At 52.4% G+C, this 24710-nt stretch carries 15 protein-coding genes and 1 pseudogene; 7 read left to right on the top strand and 9 right to left on the bottom strand.

The features are described 5' to 3' along the window. Positions 1-23 precede the first annotated feature (23 nt). Positions 24-2486: an ABC transporter permease gene (locus ACAW87_RS00585; protein ID WP_370721202.1), complete on the bottom strand. Its 2463-nt coding sequence runs from the start codon at positions 2484-2486 to the stop codon at positions 24-26. Between the two features lie 296 nt (positions 2487-2782). Here ACAW87_RS00585 and ACAW87_RS00580 point away from each other — a divergent pair, with 296 nt between their 5' ends. The 4 genes and pseudogenes from ACAW87_RS00580 to ACAW87_RS00565 all read left to right on the top strand — a co-directional run bounded on the left by ACAW87_RS00580 (position 2783) and on the right by ACAW87_RS00565 (position 5742). Next, the gene (locus ACAW87_RS00580) at positions 2783-3595 is read left to right on the top strand and encodes an OstA-like protein (protein ID WP_370721201.1); all 813 of its coding nucleotides are present in this window, start codon (positions 2783-2785) and stop codon (positions 3593-3595) included. Between the two features lie 19 nt (positions 3596-3614). After that, positions 3615-5015 (top strand): tetratricopeptide repeat protein, encoded by a 1401-nt coding sequence (locus ACAW87_RS00575; RefSeq protein ID WP_370721200.1) that lies wholly within the window; start codon positions 3615-3617, stop codon positions 5013-5015. A gap of 92 nt (positions 5016-5107) precedes the next feature. Beyond that, positions 5108-5311, top strand: a complete 204-nt coding sequence (locus tag ACAW87_RS00570; RefSeq protein ID WP_370721199.1) for a hypothetical protein — start codon at positions 5108-5110, stop codon at positions 5309-5311. Continuing rightward, a pseudogene (locus tag ACAW87_RS00565) lies at positions 5275-5742 on the top strand (PIN domain-containing protein). The gene ACAW87_RS00570 and the pseudogene ACAW87_RS00565 overlap by 37 nt, the downstream one beginning before the upstream one ends. A gap of 74 nt (positions 5743-5816) precedes the next feature. Here ACAW87_RS00565 and ACAW87_RS00560 read toward each other — a convergent pair. From ACAW87_RS00560 to ACAW87_RS00530, 7 genes are all read right to left on the bottom strand, one after another. After that, entirely contained in the window at positions 5817-6110 is a 294-nt protein-coding gene (locus ACAW87_RS00560) for a hypothetical protein (RefSeq protein WP_370721198.1), read from the bottom strand. 12 nt (positions 6111-6122) lie between these two features. Continuing rightward, entirely contained in the window at positions 6123-8501 is a 2379-nt protein-coding gene (locus ACAW87_RS00555) for an ABC transporter permease (protein ID WP_370721197.1), read from the bottom strand. A gap of 80 nt (positions 8502-8581) precedes the next feature. Next, complete coding sequence (locus ACAW87_RS00550; RefSeq protein ID WP_370721196.1) at positions 8582-8947, bottom strand: hypothetical protein; 366 nt, start codon at positions 8945-8947, stop codon at positions 8582-8584. 14 nt (positions 8948-8961) lie between these two features. Continuing rightward, entirely contained in the window at positions 8962-11346 is a 2385-nt protein-coding gene (locus ACAW87_RS00545) for an ABC transporter permease (protein WP_370721195.1), read from the bottom strand. Between the two features lie 77 nt (positions 11347-11423). Next, positions 11424-13826, bottom strand: coding sequence for an ABC transporter permease (locus ACAW87_RS00540; RefSeq protein WP_370721194.1), 2403 nt, complete (start codon positions 13824-13826; stop codon positions 11424-11426). Positions 13827-13904: 78 nt separating this feature from the next. Then, the gene (locus tag ACAW87_RS00535) at positions 13905-16355 is read right to left on the bottom strand and encodes an ABC transporter permease (RefSeq protein WP_370721193.1); all 2451 of its coding nucleotides are present in this window, start codon (positions 16353-16355) and stop codon (positions 13905-13907) included. An 82-nt stretch (positions 16356-16437) separates the two neighbouring features. Next, entirely contained in the window at positions 16438-18867 is a 2430-nt protein-coding gene (locus ACAW87_RS00530) for an ABC transporter permease (protein WP_370721192.1), read from the bottom strand. 300 nt (positions 18868-19167) lie between these two features. On the opposite strand from ACAW87_RS00530, the gene ACAW87_RS00525 reads away from it, so the two are divergent. From ACAW87_RS00525 to ACAW87_RS00515, 3 genes are all read left to right on the top strand, one after another. Continuing rightward, the gene (locus ACAW87_RS00525; RefSeq protein WP_370721191.1) at positions 19168-20016 is read left to right on the top strand and encodes an alpha/beta hydrolase; all 849 of its coding nucleotides are present in this window, start codon (positions 19168-19170) and stop codon (positions 20014-20016) included. A gap of 80 nt (positions 20017-20096) precedes the next feature. Then, complete coding sequence (locus tag ACAW87_RS00520; protein ID WP_370721190.1) at positions 20097-20813, top strand: DUF8737 domain-containing protein; 717 nt, start codon at positions 20097-20099, stop codon at positions 20811-20813. Positions 20814-20960: 147 nt separating this feature from the next. Continuing rightward, positions 20961-22184 carry an ABC transporter permease gene (locus tag ACAW87_RS00515; RefSeq protein WP_370721189.1) on the top strand — a complete coding sequence of 408 codons (1224 nt, stop codon included), beginning with the start codon at positions 20961-20963 and terminating at the stop codon, positions 22182-22184. A gap of 129 nt (positions 22185-22313) precedes the next feature. Here the strand turns inward: ACAW87_RS00515 and ACAW87_RS00510 are convergent, their stop codons facing one another. Beyond that, positions 22314-24695, bottom strand: coding sequence for an ABC transporter permease (locus tag ACAW87_RS00510; protein ID WP_370721188.1), 2382 nt, complete (start codon positions 24693-24695; stop codon positions 22314-22316). Between the last annotated feature and the right edge of the window lie 15 nt (positions 24696-24710).

Here is a 24710-nt window from a genome sequence, read left to right as displayed (position 1 = left end):
GGAGCTGGAGCTCCGGTGCTACTTTACTCGCTCCGCAAACTATCGACCGGGTTGGCGATGGCGGCGCGGATGCTTTGAAAGGCGACGGTGGCAAGCGCGATAATCAGCGCCAGGGCGGCGGCACCGGCGAAGAGCCACCACGACAGATTGATCTGGTAGGCGTAGTTGCTAAGCCATTGGTGCATGCCCCAGCCTGCTAGCGGCGTGGCAATGACGATAGCAATGCCCACCAGCACCACAAACTCCCGACTTAGCAGCGCCACTACACTCGCTACGGAGGCGCCCAGCACTTTGCGTACGCCAATTTCTTTGGTGCGCTGGAAGGCCGTTAGCGTTGCCAGCCCGAACAGGCCGAGGCACGAGATCAGGATAGCGACTGCCGTGGCCAGGTTGACAATGCGCGACAAGGTTTGCTCTTCCCGGTAGAGGTGCTGCATCGAATCGTCGTAAAACTCGTACTTGAACGCATCATCCGGATAGGCTTTTTTCCAAGCCTGTTCCAACGCTGCCAACGTACCTGACCAGTCGGCGGGGTTGGTCGAGGCCATTTTGATGTTGAGCGTATTGTTGGTGCGCGTTTCGGTCATCAGGGCCACCGAGTTGATCTTCCGCGAGATACCCAGTGTATTGAAATCCTTCACCACGCCCACCACCGGATACGCCTTTTTACCTTCGTACAACATCTTGCCGATGGCTTGTTGCGGGGTGCCGAGGTCAAAAGTTTCCAGGGCCGTTTCGTTCACGATCCATTCGCGGGCGGTGTCGGATGGGTAGAGGTTTCGGCCCGCCAGCATCGTTATGCCGTAGAGGTTCAGCCAGGTTGTGTCGATGTGTTTCCGCTGAATGGACGCCAGAATCTCCTGTCCTTTTCGGCCTTTGATTCGCGCCTCGCCGGTGGAATAAGAACCGGTCAATGGCGCGTCGCCGAGGCTTACCGTGGCCACGCCGGGAAGCTGGCGGTAGGTCTCGCGAAGGGTCAGGTGCCGGGTACGTAACGGCGATTTTTCGTTCCAGACGTACTTCATGGGCGCTTTTACCAGCACCACGGCCTGTCGGGTAAAGCCCAACTCTTTGGTAAAAGCAAACCGCAATTGCTGCCCGATAATGATCGCCCCAACAATAAACACCTGAGCAATGATGAACTGAAAAACGATCAGGCTTTTCCGTAACGTGATTCGCCCCGAACGTCCCGACAGCATCACGTTCTTTCCCGATCGCAGCACCTTCACGGCCTGTAACCGGGTGATGAGCCAGGCTGGGTACGTTCCGGCAAACACGCTGACTAGCAGGAGCAAGACGACTAAAAATGCCGTCAGCAGCCACACATTCAGGTAGTCGGTGGTGCCTTCAGGAATCAGGTCATGGAATGATTGCATGAACAGGCCCGAGAGTGGCCAGGCAACCAGCAAGGCCAGCGCCGTAACCAATGCGGTTTCGCCCAGAAACTGCGTCATCAACGCCATCCGGCTGCTACCGAGCGCCTTACGTACCCCAATTTCGCGGGCCCGCTGCGGCACCTGCGCCGTACTCAGGTTCACGTAGTTGACCACCGCCAGCGTTAGCACAAACAGGGCCAGACCAACCAGACTAAGCAACCTCTTCTTATCGGCTCGCCCTGCATAATCGGGGTTGAAATGAATGTCGGAAAGGGGCTGAAAGACTACCTGCTGGTTCATGTCGCTGGTGCCCCACTTCCGAAACAACGGAGCCGCGTTCGCCCTTGTCAGTCGGGTGACCTGCTCGCTGAGCCGCGAGACGTTGACATTTGGTTGCAATAGCACATACAGCCAGTTGTCGGAGTTGATGCTGCCCCATTCATCCGGGTCATTGTAGGTTTTGTCGCCCACCAGCGAGATAAATTCCTTGCCGTCGAAATCGGTTGGGTACGTCAGGTCGGCAATGACGCCCGCCACGACCGTGCGAGTAGTATCATTGAATCCATAGTAAGTAAGCTGTTGGCCAATGGCCTGTTGCGGTGTCAGTCGGGGAAAATACTGTTGCACGCGACTTTGGGTCAGCACCACTTTTCCTGGTTCGGCAAGGGCATTGGTCGGGTCGCCAGCCAGCCAGGTGTAGGGAACAAGTTTGAAATAATCGGTGGTAGTGCGGCAAACATAGCCAATGGCGTCGATACGAACTGGCTTTGTATTGGGCACGGCAGCGGCCACATCGATCGATGGTTCGTATATTTTCTGAAACGGCACGGTCAGATCGACCCCGGCTACTTTTGTCTGAATAGCACCCGCCAATGGCTTGGGCACACCCGCGTGTCCCATTTCTTTTCCATCAATCTCAAGGCGGCTCACCACACGGTGTACCCGGTCGCCATTGGCATGATTTCGGTCGAAACTAAACTCGAAACTAACGATCTGGAAAATGACCCAGCAGGCACTAATTCCGATGGCTAATCCCAGCACGTTAAGACTTGTATACAGCCGGTTTCGCCAGAGTTGACGCAGGGCAAGGGTAAGGTACGAACGCAGCATAACGAAGGGGTTTGGCTACCACTCGTCAAGGGTCATGCCACGACTTGAAAAGTGCGTTTTCAGGTGATAGAAGGCGATTTTCCTCTGGTACGTTGTCCGAAACTGGACAGCATTCCGTCCGAATGAGTACGGGTGGCCAGCCGTTACGCTGCTATTTTTTTACGGTATCGCTGTAGAATGACTGTAGCATTATTCATCAATTCTGTCAGTCTCAGGCATCCAGATCACCTACATTGGAGTATGTAGCTTTTCAACCCATTCATGAATCGCCGCTCTGTAGGGAGCTTTTTATTGCCATGAGTAAACTGTATGTAATCCCACTACTTACGTGTTTTCATTTTACAGCACTGGCACAACGCCAACCAATCTCACCCTCAGCCAGTAAAGACCCTGTTAAGCTGGAAGTTCTACCCGGGAAAGCCATTCGTATCACTCAGGAGGAAGACGTTCGTCGGTATGTCGGCCATGTCCGGTTAAGGCATCAAGAGGTTGTTCTATTCTGCGACAGGGCCGCGCATCAGCAGAAAACCAGCCGTGTGTATGCGGGCGGACATGTGCTTCTGGTCCAGAGCGATTCCATTACCGTAAAAAGCGATTCCCTGATTTACGACGGGCTTACCCGGCAGGCAACATTACTTGGCCATGTACTTTTTCAGCACCACAAAACGGTACTGACCGCTACCCGGATCGAGTATGATTTATCAGCGGGATTGGTCAGGTACAGCGGCAAGAGTCGTTTCGTAGACGGTCGAACCATTCTCAACAGTACCGAAGGTTGGTACAGCACCCAAACCGGGCAAGTGGCAGCCACTTCTCTGGCTGGTTCACGCTCTTCGGATCGCACCCGCAAAAGGGGAGCCCGACACGCTCGCCTTCCGCAGAGCACGCCCCCGGAGAGCCCGTATGAACCCGATTACCCGCTTCGGCTGGCGTTGACCATGACAGACCCGTCGGCCAACATCGCACCGGAGCCAGAATCCGTACGTACAACCAAAAAGAACATTCGTGTTTCGCCGCGTTTGACAGAAACCACGCGTGCAGAGGCTGAGCCTACGCCCGATGAAAGTGCTCTTGAGCGTGTTCTCAACCGAAAAAAACGGACTTTTTAGCGTTAACAACCCATTAATTATGAAACGTTTACTCTTCTCTCTCCTCTTTGTCGGCTTTACGCTGACCAGCTTTGCCCAACAAGCTAAATCGCTTACGCAGGCCATTCAATACATTAAATTAGCGATTACGCTGCGTGAAGTCGACAAATCCGACGAGTCGATTGCCTTACTGAAGCGTGCTTTTCCCGCCACCAAAGGCAGTTTATACTGGCAGGCTATTGCCAACGAAGTGATGGGACTCTCGTATAAAGATTTGCAGGATTTCGATACGTCGGTGCGTTATCTGGAAAAAGCACGTACCCAGTATGCACAACTTAAATACGTAGCGAGCGCGTGGGGCGTCAACGAAATCATCCGCGATGTGTCGGGCAAGAACTTATACGCCGGCATTCAGATTGGCGCATCGGACATCAAGCTGGCCATTTTCAAGACGCAGTACGAAAGCGATTTCTACGAAAAAGACATCCGGTCGGTGATCGATATTCCAGATGTGACACTGGTGGCCGACGCCTCTAATTCACCTCAGAAAGGCCGCGTTGCCCTGAAAGAATGCCTGGACTCGATTCGGCGGTATAACATTCCCAACGAGCGGGTATTTATTGTGTTCAGCAGCGATGTTCGGAACGGCAAACCGATCGACAAAAACCGTCTTTATGACCAACTGGCAGCGATTTTACCTAACGGCACCAACCTGCGCATCGACACCACGATCAGCGCCGCTCGTGAAGCCGAACTGTTCACAATTGGGGCTATTCCGCGCAAAGTATGGCCATCTACCTCAGCCCTTAATATCGGCGGCGGCAGCGTAATGGGCGGCTATTTCGATGATACCAAGAAGTTTCATTCAGTGAATTTCCCGATTGGGATCAACACACTGGTTGAGCAGATTGACCCGAAACGGTCGATGAATATTGATGCGTTCAAGCGGGAAGCGCAACGGGCAACTACCGGACTGGCCGAAAAGAGCCTGACGCCCGACCTACCCGGTATTCAGCAACGCCAAACGGTGGGCGTAGGTGGGGCCATTACCCAGGCGCTGGTCACGTACCTGCATCCCGAGAAAGCCATGACCACGGCCGTTCCGATTAGTCAGGCCGACATCACGCAATTTAAAAACCTGGTTCTGAACGATTTTTCGACCCTAACAAAACCTAACTTGACCGAGATTACCGATCAAGCCACCCGCGACAAAGCCGCTCGTGACATCGGCCAGATTCAGAATCAACTGAATCAGAAGCAGTTGATTGCGGGCATTTTGTTACTGGAAGCCACAATGAATGGCTACAATAGCAAAGGCGGGCCAAAACGCTTCGTTTTCATCCGCGACGCCGACATTGGTTGGGTAACGGGCAAATTCCTGGAAACGATCAACTACGAATACGAGTCGACCATCGCCAAAGGATCGCTCTATACGCGGTAGGTACGTGTTAACTCAAACTGCCAATTCGAATTAAAATCTGGATCTGGCAGTTTGAGTTAAGATATAGTACATTTGATAAAAGGGTAGACACCATGGTTATCACACAACAAGACCGAAATATCTTGATTGAAACGAGCGGCTCTATCAATATGCAGGCCGTTCAGAAGCTGATCGACTACATCAATGTATTGGAGATTACGGCTAGCAATCAGGGAGCAGAAGAACAGGCGACCGAACTAGCTCAACAGATCGACAAGTCATGGTGGTCGGAGAACAAGTCACGGTTTCTCCCATGATTGTCGTTGTCGATACAAATATTCTATTGAGTGCCTGCATCTCACCCAACAACAAAATCACAGAGATTCTGCTCAGCCCTTTGCCAACGATTGAGCGAGTCAGTTGCCATTACGCCTTTGCTGAATTATTCAAACATCAGGCTAAGATTGTTGAATTAGCCAAGCAGCCGGTCAATGACGTTAGTATAGTACTCTACACGATCTTAAAGCAAATCGATTTCATCAACTAAACGATGATCGAGAAAGATAATTGGCTTGAAGCCGACCGTTTAACCGCTGGAGTTGATGCCAATGATATCAGTTTTGTTGCCTTGACTCTACAAAAAAAGGCTTGGTTATGGACGGGAGACAAAAAGCTGATTAAGCATTTGAGAGGACTCGGTTTTGATAACATACTAACTACCGCCGAACTTTACGAAATTCTTCTGTAAGCTTTTATTCCGGTCTTAACCCTAGCCAAGCCCACCCTGAACGAGATTGCAGATCAAGCCCCCTAGCCCCCGCTCTAAGCCAGTTGTCGCAGGCGGCGCTGTTTGATCAGATCTTCTTTCCTTACAAACGTGACTGGCACGAACTCGTCAGTAGGGGCACCAATGTAGTACAACGTCCAATCCTGATCGTAGCTGGCCAGCAATTGCTGAATACACTCGACCCGATCGAACGTCGGCACGGTGCAGTCGCTCCAGTAGAAGAGTTCGACACGATAATGCAAGGCCTGTTTCTGCCCGTTGATAGTCACGTCAATTTCGATGTCCTGTTTGCCAGGTACGTTCGGAATAGGAATAGCGATGTGCGCCATGATCGTAGAAGTTTATTCAGTTCGTAAGGATTTTACAGGATTTGCCTGGGCAGCGAGGTACGTTCGCCATCCGATTGTAAGGCCACCCACCACCATTAGGAGCAGCAGGCAGGTGCCCAATGTTTCAAAGCCAACCTCGACATGGTAAGCGAAATTGGCGAGTACAAGTCTGCTATACAGGTAGCCAATCGGAAGTGCGATCATAGCGGCAACGAGCAGCAGGTTAACGAAGTCTCGGGCAAGCAGGGCCACAATCTGCGTAGCCGATGCGCCCAGCACTTTACGAACGCCTACCTCTCTGGTTCGAATCTCGGTCTGATAAGTAACCATTCCGAATAGCCCAAGACAAGCTATGCACAGAGCCAAACCAATGAGCACGAGCAAGACGTTTGTATCATTACTGCGGGCATGGCGCTCTTCCAGATAACTGGTATACCACTGCCCCGCAAAGGATTGCTGCGGATCGATCTGCCGAAAAATCGCTTCTGTTTTTGCCTGCATAGCTGTTTCTTGGCCAGGCATAACGGCTATGCAGAGGTAACGAAAAGCAGCAGGTTGATAGCGCAGTATTAGCGGTTCAAGCCTTTGGGCAAGGCTTGAGTGGTTAAAGTCTTTTATCACACCTATAATGGTCAGTTCCTGGCGGTCATCTAACCAGAACCGTTGCCCCACCGCTATTCGGGCGTCTACAAATCCAAGTTGATGCGCCGCTTTCTCGTTGATGACAACAAATTGTCCTACTGAATCAACTACCGACTCAGGAAGATTCTGTCCCGCCAGCAACGTAAGGTTCATCGTAGGCAAAAAACCGGCATCAACACTCATCAAAGACATTCGCACTGAATCGGAAGCAGATTTCCGCAAACGCACTGATGTGTATATGAAGCCACCGGTACCTCCTAGCCGGTGCGACACATTGGCGACGGATTGCACCCCGGCCTGCCGCGATAGGTTAGCTGATAGCCGTTGGCCCTTTCCTTCGCTTACAGGAACAAGCAACACCCCTTCGCGCCGAAAACCATAGTCTGCTCTGGCCATGAATTGTTGCTGGCGAAGCATGGTCATAATAAAAATAACAGCAATAAGAGTCAGCGTAAACTGTGAGACAATCAGCGCTTTACGCATGGATACTCCCCGAATGATTTTGAGGCCGGTAGCTGAACGTAGCACTGTCACAACGTCGACGCCTGATAATATGCGCGCTGGAATAAGGCCGGCGATAAACCCAACTGTCAGGCTGAACAGTATGAATATAAGCCACAGGGTAACATCCTGCCTGACACCACCAATAAAGTACTGCTGAATAGAAGGCATTGGACTGATTACCAGCATCATCAGATAGGCTATACCCAACGCACTTAGCGATAGAATCATTGCCTCGATAGTGAGTTGCCCTATCAACTGCCATCGCCGGGCACCGGCCACCTTTCGGATTCCTACCTCACGGGCTCGATTGGTGGCACGCGCAAGTGTAAGGTTGATGTAATTGAAGCCAGCCAACAGCAACGTAAGCAGCCCAACCCCCAGCTCAATAAGTAACTCCAGGCGGCCCGGCTCATCAGTTCCGTTTCTCAGCCCTTCTTTGGCGGGCGAGATCGAGTTTAGCGGTTGAATCCGGAATGTATATCCTGCTTCGGTAGCGGCTGTGCGCGCCCACTTCGAACTGTGCCGGTGAGCTAATTGCGTAAGCGCTGTTTTTAACGTTTGAAGGTGTGTCTCCGGCTTCAACAGCACATAGGTATACCCTGCTTCATACTGCTGCCAGTTAGTGAGTTGTTGCTGGAAGAGTGGCGTTTCAAATGACGTCGATACCAACACATCGAAAAACAAGTGGGTATGAGGTGCGTGCTCAGTCAATACACCTGTCACAGTCAGATTGCCAAGCTGATTATGGCGAATGGTTTTCCCCAGCGGATTACCATGTCCAAAAAGTTTGATGGCGGTTTCATGAGTCAGCACGGCCGTATTGGGTGCAGCAGCAGGATATCCCTGCGCTAACGAGTAGCCAAAGACCTGAAAGAAAGATGGGTCTACGGCTAACGTCACTACATTGTCAAACCAGCTTCGCTGAGCGTAGCAATCGCCGTAAACTCGCACCACACGCGTTGTTTTTTCTATAAATCCATAGTCATAACTTAATGCGTCGGCAAGAGGTAAAGGGGTAGTAGCAAAAGCCATTCGATTCCCGCCTCGGTCGGTCACATCCGTCAGAATACGGCTAATCCGATTTCGATGAGGGTGAAAGTCATCGTACTCGAACGAGCCTTTGAGATGAGTAATCATGACCATACACACCATTAACCCCGACGCCAACCCGAAGATATTGATGAACGAGAACAGCTTATGTTTCCACAAGTTGCGAAGGGCGATTTTGATGTAGTTATGAAGCATAGGGCATTGGGCACGAGGCTTGGGGCGGGTTTGGGGCAGTACATGGTAACTGTCCCAAACCACATTCATTTCACGGTAAGTTAAAATCCCTTTACGGCGCTCATCTGTGAGGCACGTTGTGTCTGGTAAATGATAATAAGCAACGTACCCAGCAACGAGGCGATACCAAGCGTCAATAGAATCAGCCACGGAATTTCGCTAACCGATACAGGTACGTGTTGCGACTGAAACGCCCGGAAGGTCAACCATTCTTTTTGCAGCTGATTCATCCCCGACACATCGAATGACTGATCGAAATGCACGAACTGTCCGTTCTGAACGCCATCGATTTTTATCGAGAGCGTTTTTTCATCGTCGGAAATCCGTTTCCGAAGCGAAGTAGGCGCGTGTTGGGCCATCGTGGCTGCGCTGAGGCAGAGCAACAGGCCAATGAGAAAATACTTCATAAATGAGCTTAGTTTTATTCCGATCGTAATGACGTGACCGGGTTGGCTAACGCTGCTTTAATTGACTGAAAAACAACGGAAACTAAGGCAATACCAACAGCCAGTAAACCCGCCACTGCGATGTACCACCACTGTATGTCGGTGTGATAGGCGAAGTAGTTCAGCATCTTCTTGCCGAGCCACCAGCCAATTGGCGACGCGATCAGGATAGCCAGCACTACGAGTTTCAGGAAGTCAGCCGAGAGCAGGGTCGTGATACTCAGCACCGACGCGCCCAGCACTTTCCGTACGCCGATCTCCTTGGTGCGCCGTTTGGCCACGAGCGAGATAAGTCCGAAAATACCGGCGCAGGCAATCAGAATGGCTACGAGCGTGACAAAGCCAATCATGCGCCAAATGTTATCGATGGCCTGGTAGTTTCTGGCCAATTCGTCGCTGATGTAGACATACGACAGACTCCGACGGGCGGGTATTTTCTGAAAAGCGGTCTCCAATTCACGGATCAGGGCGGGGGCTTTGGCCTGATCGGTCAGACGCACCGTCAGGAAGTTGTTTAGGCGTTGCCGACCGGAATACCATTGTACCAGCGGTTCTACCTTGTCTTTCAGGCTTAGGTAGTGGTAATCTTTCGTGACGCCAATGACCGTAAATACCTGTTCGTTGTTCAGCTGCCGGAGCCGTTTCCCGACCGCCGTTTTCCAGCCAAACGCCCGCATGGCCGACTCATTGATGACCACCGCGTTATTGGCCGAATCGGCGGGCGAGGCATCGGAGAAATTGCGGCCTTCGATCATCGGAATCCGATAGGTTTCGGTGTAGCCCACCGCGCCCGATCCGTGTCGAATATGCACTTTTCTAACCTCTTCACCTTCGGGGTAATAGCTGTTGAAATTATTCTGGTAGCCAACCGGCGTTACGTCTGAACTGGTAAACGACACCACGTTCGGGTTCTGGCGCAGCTTATCCAGAATGACCTGTCCCTGCGAGATGGCGGCGGCTTCGTTCCGGTAAGCCAGATCCGTTTTGAACACGAGCAGATTGGCCGTATCGTACCCCAGATCGGCCTGTTTCATGTACTGAATCTGTTCACGCATACCGATAGTCCCGAGCATGAAAATGATGGCCAGCGTGAACTGTAGCACGATCAACCCATTCTGCCGCAGGCGACCCTTCTGCGGACTGGCCGAGATTTTTCCCTTCACCGATTCGGTCACGTTCAGCCCCATCAGGTACAGGGCTGGGTACGTTCCGGCCACTATGGCTACCACCAGCGCCACGCCAAGCACCGTCAGAATGGTCGGGTAATCATCGACCAGCGAAATGTCGAGTTGCATCCGCCCGTCGCGCATCTGGTTGAAGCCGGGGATTAGGTAGTAATTGGCAAACAGCCACGACAACACCAGCGATACCAGCACGACCAGCCCCGACTCGACCCAGAACTGGTTCAGCACGAGTTGGCGGGTAGCTCCCACCACCTGCCGAACGGCCACCTCCTTAGCACGGGGCAGCGCCGATGCCGTATTCAGATTGACCATGTTGATACCAATGATCAGCAACAGAAAAGCTGCAATGATCAGCGCACCGTTGATCAGGCCCGAAAACGACGGGTTTTCAACGTGAATAAAGTCTTTGTAGGCACCCAATTTCAGGTGCTGATTCTGGGCCTCAGCGCTGAAATGGTGCTTTACCAGTTGCGGTAATTTGGCTTCCAGACGGGCTTTGTCGGTACCCGGCTTCAGGATGATGAACACCGATGCAAACGTGTTGTACCAGTCAGCGTTTGCGCGAAAACCCGGATCGTCCATCAGGTTGGCAGCAGGAAGCAGCACTTCAAACTGCTGCGATGAGTTCGACGGTATTTTATCGAGCACGCCCGTGACTGTATACGCGAGGGTATCATCCAGCATCACGGTTTTCCCGACGGGATCAACGCCGCCGAATAGATTCTGAGCCACACCTTCGCTCAACACAACAGACCGTTTGTTGTGCAGTGCCGTGGCCGGATTCCCCGACTTGAGCGCGAAGCTGAACACATCGAAAAAGGTGGAATCGACGTACGCCGTCCGGTGCTGTACGCTCTTTTCGCCGTACTGAATCCAGGGGCTGTTCCAACCCTGAATGTGCGTTCCCGTCTCAATTTCGGGATAATCGCGCAGCATCTGGTCCAGAATGGGGTACACCGTCTGGTTATACGTTTGCCCGTCGGGATTGGCTGTCTGCACATAGTACAGCCGGTCTAGCTTCGTATGAAACTGGTCCCAGGTCAGGCATTTCTGCGCAAACAGCACCAGCACCACTACACAGGCCAGCCCCACCGACAGGCCCAGCACGTTGATACCCGACAGCAGCCGATTCTGCCACAAATTCCGAAGCGCGATGTTGATGTAGTTACGTAGCATAACTGTAGCGCCGAAGCTCCAGCTTCGGTAGTGATTGATTGATTTTAACTACCGAAGCTGGAGCTTCGGTGCTACCTCTACTCCGTTTTTAAACTTTTCACTGGATTCATCAGCGCGGCTTTGATGGCCTGGAAACTGACCGTTAGCAGCGCAATGGCCACCGACAACGTACCGGCAACGGCGAAGACCCACCAACTTACATCGACCTTGTAGGTAAAGTCGTTTAGCCAGGTATTCATGGCCCACCAGGCTAGCGGCGAAGCAATCACAATGGCGATCGCTACCAGCTTGACGAAGTCTTTGGAAAGCAGCGCCACGATGCTGTACACACTGGCTCCCAGCACTTTGCGAACACCAATCTCTTTTGTGCGCTGCGCCGTAGTGTAGGCCGATAGCCCGAACAACCCCAGACAACCCAGAAAAATGGACAGGAAAGCAAAGACGCTAAAGACCCGCCCCGTCCGCATTTCGCTAGCGTAGAGGGTATTGAACTGCTCGTCCATAAACTCATATTCGAACGGCTGATCGGGCAGCAGTGATTTCCAGGTACGTTCCAGTGCAGGCAGGGTATTGGCGACCTCACCCTGACCCAGTTTAACCAGCAGCACATTTCCGTAGTTTTCGGGAAATAGCACGATAGGTCCGACCTTTTGTTTCAGCGACGAGAAATGAAAGTCGGCCACGACTGCCTTTACCTTGCCCGCCCGGCCATTGACGTTCATCTTCTGCCCAATGGCCTGTTGCGGCGTCCAGCCTAGCTCCTTCGCGCCCGACTCGTTGAGCAGAAACCGGTAGCGGTCCAGGCTATCTACGCCGGGCTGAGCGGTCCGTTCTACATCGGCGGTCGTCAGGTCTTCACCCGATACGATGCGCAGGCCAGTTGCCTTCACGAACTCATCGTCGATGGGCAGGCCCGTTACCATTTTCTGCTGGTTTTCGCTCATATCCGGCCGCCCCATACTATAGCTGCCTCCCACAAACACCGGCGATTCGTAGGCCATTGACACCTGCTGCACGTTACCATTGCGCTTGAACTCGCGTTTCAGCGTCTGCAACTTATCGATTACCTGCTGACTGGTCGGTAACATCAGCACACGATCGCGGTTGTAGCCCAGCTTTTTGTGTTGAATGAAATCGAGTTGATTGCGAACGACCAGTGTGCTCACGATCAGGAAAGCGGTGATGGCGAACTGGCCCACGATCAACCCCCGTCGAAGGCTGCCACTGCCCGCCATCATCCGCCCCTGAAGCGCTCGCATCGGCTGGAAACGGGCCAGTATCCAGGCTGGATACCCGCCCGCAATCAGGGCTACCAGCAGGCCAATACCCAGTACACCCAGCATCCAGGAAGGTGTAGCCCAGTCAGCCGCGCTGAAGTTCCGGTCAGACAATTCGTTGAACAACGGCAGTAACAGCCACGCCAGGCCGAGGCCCAGTAAGAGCGCCATGCCCGTGACCAGCAATGACTCACCCATAAACTGCCCGAAGAGTTGCCCCCGCTCAGCACCCAGAACCTTCCGGACGCCTACTTCCTGCGACCGCTCTACCGCCCGCGCCGTAGCCAGGTTTATGTAATTGACACAAGCAATAAGTAGGATAAGCACCGAAATGATGCCGAAAATGTACACGTAGGTCAGGTCGCCGTTCGGTTCAAACATCCCTTCGACCGATGAGCGGAGGTGAACCTCCCGGATGGGTTCGAGTTTGTAGGTCAGGTAATCGCCCCCCATCATACCCGTTTCGCCTGACTGCGATTTCATGAATGCCGGAATCTTGTCCTGCAAGGCCGCCACGGCTTCGGGCGACCGCAACAGCAGGTACGTGCCATAATTGGCCGACCACCACTCTTCGGTTTTCGATGCCCGCAGCGTAGTAAAGGAGGCGATCAGGTCATATTTTATCTGCGAATTGGCTGGGCTATTAGCCACCACACCCGTCACGGTCAGGTACTTGTCGGCAGGCCCGCCTGTTTTTACCTGAAGCACCTTCCCAATCGGATTAGTCGTACCGAAATATTTCGCCGCCGTCGCTTCCGACAATACCACAAGGTTGGGACCTGCTAGTGCCGTTTGCGGGTTCCCTTTCAGCAATGGAAACGAGAACATTGAAAACAAGGCCGAATCGGCGTAGAGCAGGCGTTTTTCGTTGTAAACTTGCTCACCCAGCCGTATTACACCCTGCCCGTTGATGAGCCGTACGCCCGCTTCGATCTCGGAGAATCGACGGCCCAGCTCAGGCGCCACTTTGGTGCCTGTTTGAGGGGCCTGCCCCACTTTCCCCTGACTGCTGTATTCCATCGTTACCCGAACAAGACGGTCGGCGTTAACATGAAAGGTATCATAGCTCAGCTCATTGCGCAGGTACGTAAACAGCAGCAGGCAGGAAGCCAATCCCATGGCCAGCCCCACTACATTGATGAGCGTATTGACCCGGTTACGAGCCAAATTACGGAAGGCGATTTTGATGTAGTTGCGTAGCATAGCGGTAGCACCGAAGCTCCAGCTTCGGTAGTTAAAATCAATCAATCACTACCGAAGCTGGAGCTTCGGCGCTACAGGCTACTCCGTTCTTAAACTTTTCACCGGGTTCATCAACGCGGCTTTGATACTTTGAAAACTAACCGTTACCAGGGCAATGGCGATAGCCGACGTACCTGCGAGGGCGAACATCCACCACTCTATGTCGATCTTGTAGGCGAAATCCTGCAACCATCGGTGCATAGCGTACCAGGCAATCGGGCTGGCCAGAAGAATGGCGATCAGAACGAGTTTAAGTAAGTCCTGAGAGAGCAGCGTCACAATACTGGCCACACTCGCGCCCAGCACTTTACGAATACCAATCTCTTTGGTGCGCTGAATCGTGGTTAGAAAAGCAAGGCCAAACAGACCCAACGAGGCCACGACAATGGCCAGCAGGGCAAAAAGCCCCGATAACTGAGCCAGGGTCCAGTCTAGCTGATACTGCTGGTTGAAAAAATCATCGAGGAAAAAATACGAGAACGGGCTGTCAGGGAACACCTTCTGCCAAACCTGCTTAACGGCCGCCATGGTTTCGGGCAGCTTCTCCGGGCTGACACTGACCGTGAAATACCCGTCGGGAGACTCGCCCAGCTCAAAAATGATCGGGTCAATCGTTTTCCTGAGCGACAGTTGATGGTAGTCTTTCAGCACGCCGATAATGGTGGGCGTGCTCTGCATCCGGTAGTTTATCCGCTGACCAATGGCGGCAGCCGGACTGGCATAACCCAGCAAGCGGGCAGCCGTTTCGTTGATGACCACCGATTGCCCGGACACCGCATCAGCGCCATATTTCACTGAAAACCAGCGACCTGCTACCAGTCGAGCCCCGAACGTTTGCTGAAACTCATAGTCGACCTGCGAGAACGAATAGCGCCCCCCTGATTCGTCTTCCCGCTGATTCAGCCGCCTGACCAGCCCCGCCTTCGACAAACCAGTGATGGGTTTTCCCGGAATGAGGTTAGAGGCCGTAACCCGTTTAATAGCCGGATTATTCAGCAGCCCGGCTTTGATTTCCTGTAGCTTAGCCTGGTAGGTCGAATCGGTAGTGGCGGGGCCATTGAGCACTAGCAACTGATTCAGCGAAACGCCCACATCAGCGCGTTGCATAAACGTTAACTGCCGATACATCACCAGTGAACCGGCAATCAGGATCATCGACAGCATAAACTGAAATACCACCAGCCCTTTTCGGAGCGAAAGCCCCCGCCCGATTGTTGCCCCATGCACGCGCAATACAGCGGCTGGCTGAAAAGTTAGATTAATAAAAAGGGGATACAGGCTGGACAACAAAATACCTCCGGCAAAAAACCCGGCGTATATCAGTATCCATGAGGTATTGGCCAGCATCTGAAGCGATAACAATTTACCAATCAAGGCATTGAAGCCCGGCTGAGCAACAGCTACCAGACCAACGGCCAGGCACAGGCTTAACCCGTTCAGCAGGATGGCTTCCACCAGAAACTGCCAAAGCAGATCACCGCCCGAAGCACCGGTGACTTTCCGAACGCCCACTTCTTTGGCCCGTTCGGTGGCTCTCGCCGTGGCCAAGTTGACGTAGTTGATCCAGGCGATGAGCGACGTGAACAGCGCCACCAGCAGCAGCACCGACACCATAATCCAGCTTCCGTTGGTCTGTAATTCACCCAGTAGAGGCGCGTCTAAATGAATATTGGTCAGCGGCTGAAGCTGTAGGCCATCGCTGGTCGTTTCGCCAAAGAGCTCTTTGGCGAAAGCCGGCAATTTGGTAGTCAGCGCCTGAGACAATGAACCGGGTTGCAGCGATACGTAGGTGTAAAAATTATCGCCCCAGTTCGATAGCTCAGCCTCGCCGCGCGAAAACAGATTAAACGACACCAAGGCATTGAGCTGTATATGTGAATTACCAGGAATGTCAGCTAGTACACCCGTTACGGTATAATAGCTCACATCCTGGTAGTTATTGCCGGTCCAGTCGCCGTAACCGCCAGTCATTTTGATGGTTTTCCCAATCGGCTCGTCGGTGCCGAAATACTTGCGGGCCAGCGTCTGCGTAATAACAATCGACTTCGGGTTCTGTAGAGCAGTTGCCGCATTTCCCTTCTGCAAGGGAAATGAGAAGAACGTCAGGAAAGCCGGATCGGCAGCCAGAATATTCTCTTCGCGAAACATGTTGACCTGTTTCGGCTGCTCATAACTCAACAGCGCACTGGACCGGTGAAACCGAACCACCGATGCTATTTCCGGAAAGGCAGTCCGCAGTTTCTGGCCCACCGATGCAAACGTGGTGGCTTTAGCCGTAACGGCCCCCTCGCTGTTGACCTGATTATACTGAATCCGGTAGGTATCGTTCGCCTGCTGATGAAAGGTGTCGTAGCTACGTTCAAAGCTGACGTACTCCAGAATCAACAGACTGGTAGCCATGCCAATAGCCAAGCCAGCCACGTTAACAGCCGAAAACGTCCTGTGCTTCCACAGATTCCTGAATGCGATTTTGAGGTAGTTGGTGAACATAATTGTATGTAAGGCCAAAGCGCCAGCTTCGGTAGTTAAAATCAATCAATCACTACCGAAACTGGAGCTTCGGCGCTACAGGCTACTCCGTTCTTAAACTTTTCACCGGGTTCATCAACGCGGCTTTTACTGACTGGAAACTGACCGTCAGCAGGGCTACCGCAACAGCCAACGTACCTGACAGCGCGAAAACCCACCAGTGGATGTCGATTTTGTAGGCAAAGTCGGCGAGCCAGCGATTCATGGCCCACCAGGCAATGGGGCTAGCCAGAGTAATGGCAATCAGTACGGGTTTCAGGAAATCTTTAGACAGCAGACCCACCACACTGGCAACGGTAGCGCCCAGCACCTTACGCACGCCGATCTCCTTGCGGCGTTGCTCGGCGGTGAACATGGCCAGGCCAAAAAGACCCAGACAGGCCACGAAGATGGTTAGTCCCGAAAACAGGCCCAGCACGCGGCCCGTTTGTTGCTCGGCCAGGTACGTCTGCATCAGACTTTCGTCCAGAAACGAATAGCTGAACGGTACCTCAGGTTTGAACGCATCCCACTGCTTGTTCAGGCTGGCCAGCAATCCGCTGATGTCTTTTGTTTTGGCTTTGATGATGATCGATCCCTCGCCTTTTCCAAGTACCATCAGCAAAGGAGAAATGCGTTCGTGAAACGATTTGAAATGGAAGTCTTTCACCACGCCAATGACCCGATAGGTTATTCGGCTACCATCATTATCAGAATGGGTAATGGTGTGGCCCAGCGCGCTTTCTGCCCAACCGTACGTTCGGGCGGCGGTTTCGTTCAGGATTACGCCCGTTGAATCGGTTGGGAAATTGGGAGAGAAATTGCGACCCGCCACCAGTTCCATACCCATTGTGGGAATGTACTGACCATCAACATCGTAGCGCAACGTGGTGATTAGCTGCGACGAATTGTTATCGGCATAGGTATTGAAATTGTTGTTGTATGAAGGCCCGGCGGGTAAATAGCCCGACACGCTCACATTGGCCACGCGTGAATCCTGTTCCACTTGCTGGCGGAAGACCGACTCGTTTTTGCCCAGTCGCCACGCGTCGCGCAACACCAGCACCTGGTCTTTATCGTAGCCTAGCTTGGTGTGTTGAATAAAGTTGAGTTGCTGATACACTACCATAGTGCCCACCATCAGTAGCATAGCAATGAAGAATTGAAACACGACCAGCCCAGACCGAACGCCAACACCCGACTTGCCTGCCCGACTAAACGGCGTGCCTCCTTTCAGCACCGCAATGGGTTTGAACGACGACAGGAAAAAGGCCGGGTAACTCCCCGCCAAAAGCCCTACCAACGTACCCAGCAGCAAAATAGCGGGTACCAGCCAGGGTGTTTTCAGCAGGTTCAGACTCAATTCCTTCCCCGTCAGATCGTCGAAAAAAGGCAGGGCTACGGCAACCAATACAAAAGCCAAAACCAGTGACACAGCCGTGAGCAACAGGGATTCAGTCAGGAACTGGGTCGTCAGGCTGGAACGTAGCGAACCCAGCACTTTCCGAACACCGACCTCTTTTCCACGTTTCGACGCGCCGGCTGTGGATAAGTTCATAAAGTTGATGCAGGCGATCAGCAGCATGAACACGGCGATGGCTCCGAAGATGTAGACGTACTGGATATTGCCTCCCGGCTCCAGATCCTGCGTCGAGTCTGAGTGGAGGTGTATACTGGTCAACGGGTTCAGGAACAAGCCGATCTGATTGCCTTTCTGCAGAAATTCGCTCAGGCTCATGCCAAACGCTTTCTGTAACTGCGGGCCCATGTACGTGGCCACGGTCTTCGGCAGTTTCGCTTCCAGTTGTTTGTAGTCGTAGCCCTTCGGCAACACCAGGTACGTATGGTATTCCGAGGTCATCATCGACGTAGAGTTGGCATCGGGCAAACCAACCATCGATGCAAAAAAGTCCCCGTGGAAATGCGAGTTGGCAGGTACATCGTTCATCACGCCCGTCACGGTGAAGGTCGCGTTCCAGCTTTTCACGGTCAGTACTTTACCGACCGGGTTTTCAGTACCGAAGTATCTAGCCGCCGCCGACTGTGAGATAACCACCGTATTAGGTGTTGCCAGTACCGTTTTGGCATTGCCAGAGAGGAGTGGTAAAGTAAATACCTGGAAGAAGTCGGCGTCGACGTAGGCAAAGCGTTCGTTCGGAAACGATTTTTCGCCGTAGCTCATCAGCGGCGGCCAGGCGGAGCGCAACCGGGTAGACGCCTCTACCTCGGGGTAATTCGCTTTCAGGATTTGCGCCACAGGCGGCATCACATGCGCCTCCCGAATCTTCTGCCCGTTGATCGACGCCCGGAACACGACCCGCACCATGCGGTCGGCTTTCTCATTGTAGCGGTCGTAGCTCAGTTCGTCGAGGATAAACAGACCGATGAGCAGGCACGTACCCAGCCCAATAGCCAGCCCAACGATGTTGATAGCAGAGAAGGCTTTATTGCGAATCAGATTCCGCCAGGCGATTTTGAGATGGTTCTGGAACATAAGATACAGGCGCGTGCCGTTAGCTGACTATACGCTACCCAAATCCGATACCGTAAATTTTAGATATTGATAATCAATTAGTTATAATAAGTATTTTACTCAAACCTGTCCGCATTCGGACGTTTTCATCTGGAAGCGGACAGCCGTACAAGCACTTAAGTCCAATCCACAATCCACGTTGACGACAGTATTCAGAGGCAACGCACGTATTAACAATTCTTAAAAAGAGACGGATCATTAAAACGGTTGGTGCTGATCGGCACTCATCATCGCATCTACTCCTTATTCGTTCCATCTCATATGACCGCACAACTCGCCAAACTACTGGCCATTAGCAGCCTGCTTTTCTCTTTTGGATGCCACTCTACCAAACAACCCAAGCCTCCAGTTGCGCAAGAGAATGACCGCTTTACTCTTTTTTCCACAGCGGTAAACGACTCCTTTTACATCCAGACCCAAATGCCCATCGAATACAAAGACAGTACAGCCAAGCGGTATCCTGTTGTGGTTGTGTTAGACGCTAATTTTCATTTTCCCATGTTGGCCGCCAGTGTACGACAATATGAAAAAGGAGGTCTGTTGCCGCCGCTGATTTTGGTGGGCGTTGGCTATAAATCATTCGAGGCTATGGATTCACTGCGCACCAGAGATTATCTCTACCCGGCGGCTCTACCATCCGATGAACTAACAACGATCGGTGGCGGCGAGCGATTTAGACAGTTTATTATCAGTGAGTTATTGCCATCGATAGATTCAACATTCAGAACTACCCAACAAAATAGATCGCTTCTTGGCCATTCGTTCGGCGGGTACTTCACCTTGTATTCACTATTGGCCCAGACAACAAACAGAACCGGAGAATTCAAGAACTTTGTCGCGGCCAGTCCTTCGCTTTGGTACCACGATTTTTATTTAAATCAACTTCCATCGAAGCTAACATCGCTTGGTCGACATGATTCAACGCACATTTTTATGGCTGTAGGCGGCGCTGAAAACCCGATTTGGGATCTAAAACCAGTAAACGACCTGACCAAGAAGCTGAAAGCGAATAACATACTGGTGGTGAAAGGAGGTGTGTACAGCCAACTTGAGCACATGGACACTGGCCAGTTAAGTTTTCTGAAAGGTCTCCAGGAATTTTACCGCTAGCCATTCATCATCAATAGCCTATAATCGGTAGGTTGTTTTTTGGCAGGATTTACGAGATTTACAGGATCCAGCCAATCCCTATGCTACCAACGCTACCCGCCTATATTCCAGCCACTTTCATACTGACGACCCTGGCTACGCTGCTGCTTTTTTACCGGGTCATAATTCAGTCACGCGCCGAACCTGTCCGTCGGCGATCCTTGCTCATTTTGCTGGCACTGACGGGCTGGTTGCTGATTCAGGCAATTCTGACGTGGAGCGGCATCTACGTCCCAACAGCTACACCCGAACCACCCAAACTTGTCTTATTCGGTATTTTACCAACGGTACTGCTCATCGCTTTCCTGTTCGCCACCGCTGCCGGCCGCCGCTTTGTGGATAGCCTGCCACTGACTGGCCTAACGTACCTGAATGTCGTCCGCATCCCGGTTGAACTAGTGTTATTCTGGCTGTTCGTGCACAAAACCATACCGGAACTGATGACGTTTGAAGGACGCAACTTTGATATTATCTCTGGCATCACGGCCCCGTTTGTCGCTTACGGTCTCGCCAAAGGATGGCTAAGCCGGTCGCTTCTCTTGTTCTGGAATGTTCTCTGTTTGGGCCTGCTGTTTACCATTGTCCGGTACGCGCTCCTGTCGGCCCCTACACCCTTGCAACAATATGCATTCGATCAGCCGAACATCGCCATCGCTTACTTTCCGTTTAGCTGGTTACCCACGTTTATCGTGCCTATCGTGCTGTTCGGGCACCTCGTGTCGATTCGGCAACTGCTGTTTAAGCCATCGGCAGAGTAATGTGAGTATTATCGCTTCGAGTTAAGTCTACATTGGTCAAACACAGAGCCACAGAGGCAGTCGGCCGCTTATCACATACACATTGTCTCTACGTCAGGAAGTATGCTATTTCGTGACGCCTGTTACAAGCTCAGGCATCACGCTCCGATGAAGAAAATACTAGTTTCGTTCGCGACCGCCCTGCAAAACATTCGCACGCGGTTTTTTCATACGGTGCTGTCTATCCTGGGCATTGTGATTGGCGTAGCGGCGCTGGTCGCCATTCTGTCGCTGATCGACGGTATGGAGCAATATGCGCAGGAGCAGATTACCAAAACAACCTCATTGAAGGCGATCATGGTGCAGTCGAACCCGTACAAAACGGTGAACGATGTGCAGGTACGTAAAGCCGATTTTGCCCATTTCAATTATGGTTCGTTCGAAAAAATGCGCTCGTCGCTCAGCAAACCGGCTATCGGCTATCTATACTGTCGGCAGAATGGCGAGCTGACGATACAGACACCCACGCGCAAAACGGGCGCCATCATCACCGGCCTGAGCCTGCCCCTGCACCCCGATTTGTCGATTGTTAATGGCCAGGCATTTTCAGAAGCCGATTTGACTACAAAACGTCCGGTGGCCATTATTAACCAGAAATTGGCGAAGCAACTGGTGGGAAAGCAACCTGAAAAAACGGCAATTGGCCAACAGATAATCTATAACGGAAAAGCGCTCACGGTCATTGGTATTTCAGCCGATAAAGATGCCAAAGTGGGGCAACTGCTAATGCCCATCACGCTCCTATCAGACAGCACGCTGAACGCTACGCCGCCTATGTGCGTGATCGAAGCGGGCAGCGTGGAAGACGTACCTGCGCTGAAAACGGAGATTAACGGCTGGCTAAAAACGAATACGAAAAACAGTAAAGACGATTTTACGATTATCACCAACGAGCAACGCGTCGATCAGGCGGCGAAGGGGTTTCTGCTGTTCCGGCTCATCATGGGCCTGATCGTCGGCATTTCGGTGCTGGTGGGCGGCATAGGCGTCATGAACGTACTGCTGATCTCTGTCACCGAACGCACCGTTGAAATTGGGGTGCGGAAAGCGCTCGGTGCTAAACGGCGCGATATTCTCTGGCAATTTCTCTCCGAATCGATCACCATTTCCACGCTGGGCAGTCTGCTGGGATTAACCCTGGGCATTCTAAGCACCCTGGCCTTCATTCCCATCATCAAAGCCATCACTGATGTGCCCTTCCAGGCCGCTTATACCTGGAATACCTTTGGCCTCATCATCGCCATCGCCATGCTGATCGGTATTCTGTTCGGCACGTACCCAGCCATGCGCGCCGCCCGCCTCGATCCCGTCGAAGCCATTCGTCGCGAGTAGAGACGCAAGATTTTGCGTCTCCCTCGCGTCAGCATTTTTTAAATTCTCTAACTTCCAGGCAACGTTAACCATTGATAATATGGCTGACGCGAGAGAGGCGCAAAATCTTGCGCCTCTACATGCCCCACGCTATTCACTCCGTAAACTCTTCACCGGGTTCACCAGTGCGGCTTTCAGGCTTTGGAAGCTGACCGTGAGTAGCGCAATAACTATAGCTAACGTACCTGAAAGCGCAAACACCCACCATTCGATGTCGATTTTGTAGGCAAAATCGGCTAGCCATTGGGTCATGGCATACCAGGCAATCGGGCTGGCAATGACGATGGCGATGATGACTAGTTTCAGAAAGTCTTTCGAGAGCAAAGTAACAATACTGGCAACCGACGCGCCCAGTACTTTCCGTACGCCAACCTCTTTGGTGCGCTGCTCAGCGGTGAAGGCCGCCAACCCGAACAGACCAAGGCAGGAAATCAGGATAGCCAGCACCGAAAAGTATCCCATCACCTGGCCCGTACGTTCTTCGCGGCGGTACTGATTGTCCAACTCCTGATCGACGAAGCCATATTCTAGGGGAGTTTCTTTCTCGTACTGTTTATACAGTTCACCGATACGTTGAATAGCCAGTTGCGCCTGCCCCGGCCGAATTTTAACCAGCATGTTGAAATACGGGTTGCTGGGCTCGTATCGTAGAATCATGGGCGCAATGGGTACGTTGAGCGGGCGGAAGTGAAAATCCTGCACTACGCCCGAAATCAGGCCTTTCTTGCCCCAAAACTCAACCTGCTTATTCAGGGCAGTTTGAGCCGTGTAGCCCATGCGCCGCGCGGCTGTTTCGTTTACCAGAAATGTTGTAGTCGTGTCCGCTTTTGCTTTAGGCCGGAAGTTGCTGCCCGAGGCGAGTTTCATACCCACCGTTGCCAAAAAGTCGGCGTCGACGTTGATGTTCGTGATCAAAAAATCATCGTTCGGCTGTTTTCCAGGCCAGCTGATATTCGATTCATTGGCAATATCGATCATGCGGGCGGTAGTGGTGGTGGCCAGCTCAACGCTGGGTTGCCGCAGAAGATCCTGCTTCAGTTCGCCCGCTTTCTGCCGCAGATCGCCACCCATTCGTACGTACATCAACTGCGCCTTATCGAACCCAAGATTTTTGGTCTGCATAAACCGCAACTGATTGTAAACGAACACGGTACTAATAATCAGCACCAGCGACATTACAAACTGCCCAACTACCAGCGACTGCCTGAAACCACGCCCAGACAGGTTATTGATACCCACTCCCGTAAGCACCTTAGCGGGTTGAAACCCCGATAGCAAAACAGCCGGATAAAGACCCGCCAGTAGCCCAACACCCAGCGTTAACGTACCTAGTGCCAGCCAGATGGGTAACGACCCATAATTGAGGCTTACCTGCTTACCCGACAGTTGGTTGAACAACGGCATCAACATACCTGCCAGCAACATAGCCACCAGCACCGCCACTATCGTTAGCAGAAATGATTCGCCCAGAAACTGAAAAACAAGGTGCTGCCGACGCGCGCCCACCGTTTTACGCACCCCCACCTCACGCGACCGACGCGCCGACCGCGCCGTTGCCAGGTTGATAAAATTCATACAGGCAATCAGCAACACGATCAGCCCAACAAGCGTGAACAGGTTTACGTGAAAAATGCTGCCCCGCACGCCCCAATCGGTGTTGAATGCAAAATCAGAATAGAGATAAATGGCCGTCAGCGGTTGTAGCTGAAGTGTATTTTCGGTGTTGGGATTGTAGCGAATACACTGATTCTTAATCTTGCCGGCAAACGCCGCTACGTCAGTACCATCGCGCAGTTGCAGGTACGTGTGGAAGCTGTTCCCGCTCCACTTTATACTCCACTCATCAAACAATTCCAACGATTTAAACGACAGCAACACGCCAAACTGCAGATGTGAGTTGCCAGGTGCGTCTTTAGCCACACCCACCACCGTGTAGTCTTTGTCGTTGTTGAGCCGTAGTCGTGCCCCCAATACGGCTGGATTCGCTAGCCAGTTGGCACCAAAATACTTCCGGGCGGTTGTCTCGGTCAAAACCACTTCATAGGGTTTGGTCAGCGCCGTGCGCCAGTCTCCCTTGACCAGTGGAAAGTCGAACAGCTTAAACAGCCCATTATCGGTAAAGAACATCTGTTTTTCCTCGTAAACCTGCTTGCCAACCTTTAGCTGCCCGTTCCACTGGCCTATCCGGGCTGTTTCAACTACTTCCGGGAAGTCTTTTTTTAGCGAAGCCGCCAGCGGGCCGGGCGTGACAGCCACATCGAATACACCTTCGGGTTGCTTCTGTTTTTCCGTAATCCGGTAGATAGTAGCCGCGTTAGGATGAAACCGGTCGTAGCTCCGTTCGTCGTAAACGTAAAGCGCAATGAGCAGGCAACAGGCAATACCCAGGGACAGTCCGCCAATAGTTAGAACACTATACAATGGAGACCGCCACAGGTTGCGGAAAGCGATTTTGATGTAGTTCTGTAGCATGATCGTGGAGTAGCA

Source organism: Fibrella aquatica (assembly GCF_041321135.1).
In the GTDB taxonomy this organism is placed as follows: Bacteria; Bacteroidota; Bacteroidia; order Cytophagales; family Spirosomataceae; genus Fibrella; species Fibrella aquatica.
This window is presented reverse-complemented; position numbering and strand designations above follow the sequence as displayed.

What these genes read in the sequence shown, in the direction of transcription:
- ACAW87_RS00585 (WP_370721202.1), bottom strand. Translation starts at nt 2,486, where the DNA reads ATGCTGCGTTCGTACCTTACCCTTGCCCTGCGTCAACTCTGGCGAAAC.
- ACAW87_RS00580 (WP_370721201.1), top strand. Translation starts at nt 2,783, where the DNA reads ATGAGTAAACTGTATGTAATCCCACTACTTACGTGTTTTCATTTTACA.
- ACAW87_RS00575 (WP_370721200.1), top strand. Translation starts at nt 3,615, where the DNA reads ATGAAACGTTTACTCTTCTCTCTCCTCTTTGTCGGCTTTACGCTGACC.
- ACAW87_RS00570 (WP_370721199.1), top strand. Translation starts at nt 5,108, where the DNA reads ATGGTTATCACACAACAAGACCGAAATATCTTGATTGAAACGAGCGGC.
- ACAW87_RS00560 (WP_370721198.1), bottom strand. Translation starts at nt 6,110, where the DNA reads ATGGCGCACATCGCTATTCCTATTCCGAACGTACCTGGCAAACAGGAC.
- ACAW87_RS00555 (WP_370721197.1), bottom strand. Translation starts at nt 8,501, where the DNA reads ATGCTTCATAACTACATCAAAATCGCCCTTCGCAACTTGTGGAAACAT.
- ACAW87_RS00550 (WP_370721196.1), bottom strand. Translation starts at nt 8,947, where the DNA reads ATGAAGTATTTTCTCATTGGCCTGTTGCTCTGCCTCAGCGCAGCCACG.
- ACAW87_RS00545 (WP_370721195.1), bottom strand. Translation starts at nt 11,346, where the DNA reads ATGCTACGTAACTACATCAACATCGCGCTTCGGAATTTGTGGCAGAAT.
- ACAW87_RS00540 (WP_370721194.1), bottom strand. Translation starts at nt 13,826, where the DNA reads ATGCTACGCAACTACATCAAAATCGCCTTCCGTAATTTGGCTCGTAAC.
- ACAW87_RS00535 (WP_370721193.1), bottom strand. Translation starts at nt 16,355, where the DNA reads ATGTTCACCAACTACCTCAAAATCGCATTCAGGAATCTGTGGAAGCAC.
- ACAW87_RS00530 (WP_370721192.1), bottom strand. Translation starts at nt 18,867, where the DNA reads ATGTTCCAGAACCATCTCAAAATCGCCTGGCGGAATCTGATTCGCAAT.
- ACAW87_RS00525 (WP_370721191.1), top strand. Translation starts at nt 19,168, where the DNA reads ATGACCGCACAACTCGCCAAACTACTGGCCATTAGCAGCCTGCTTTTC.
- ACAW87_RS00520 (WP_370721190.1), top strand. Translation starts at nt 20,097, where the DNA reads ATGCTACCAACGCTACCCGCCTATATTCCAGCCACTTTCATACTGACG.
- ACAW87_RS00515 (WP_370721189.1), top strand. Translation starts at nt 20,961, where the DNA reads ATGAAGAAAATACTAGTTTCGTTCGCGACCGCCCTGCAAAACATTCGC.
- ACAW87_RS00510 (WP_370721188.1), bottom strand. Translation starts at nt 24,695, where the DNA reads ATGCTACAGAACTACATCAAAATCGCTTTCCGCAACCTGTGGCGGTCT.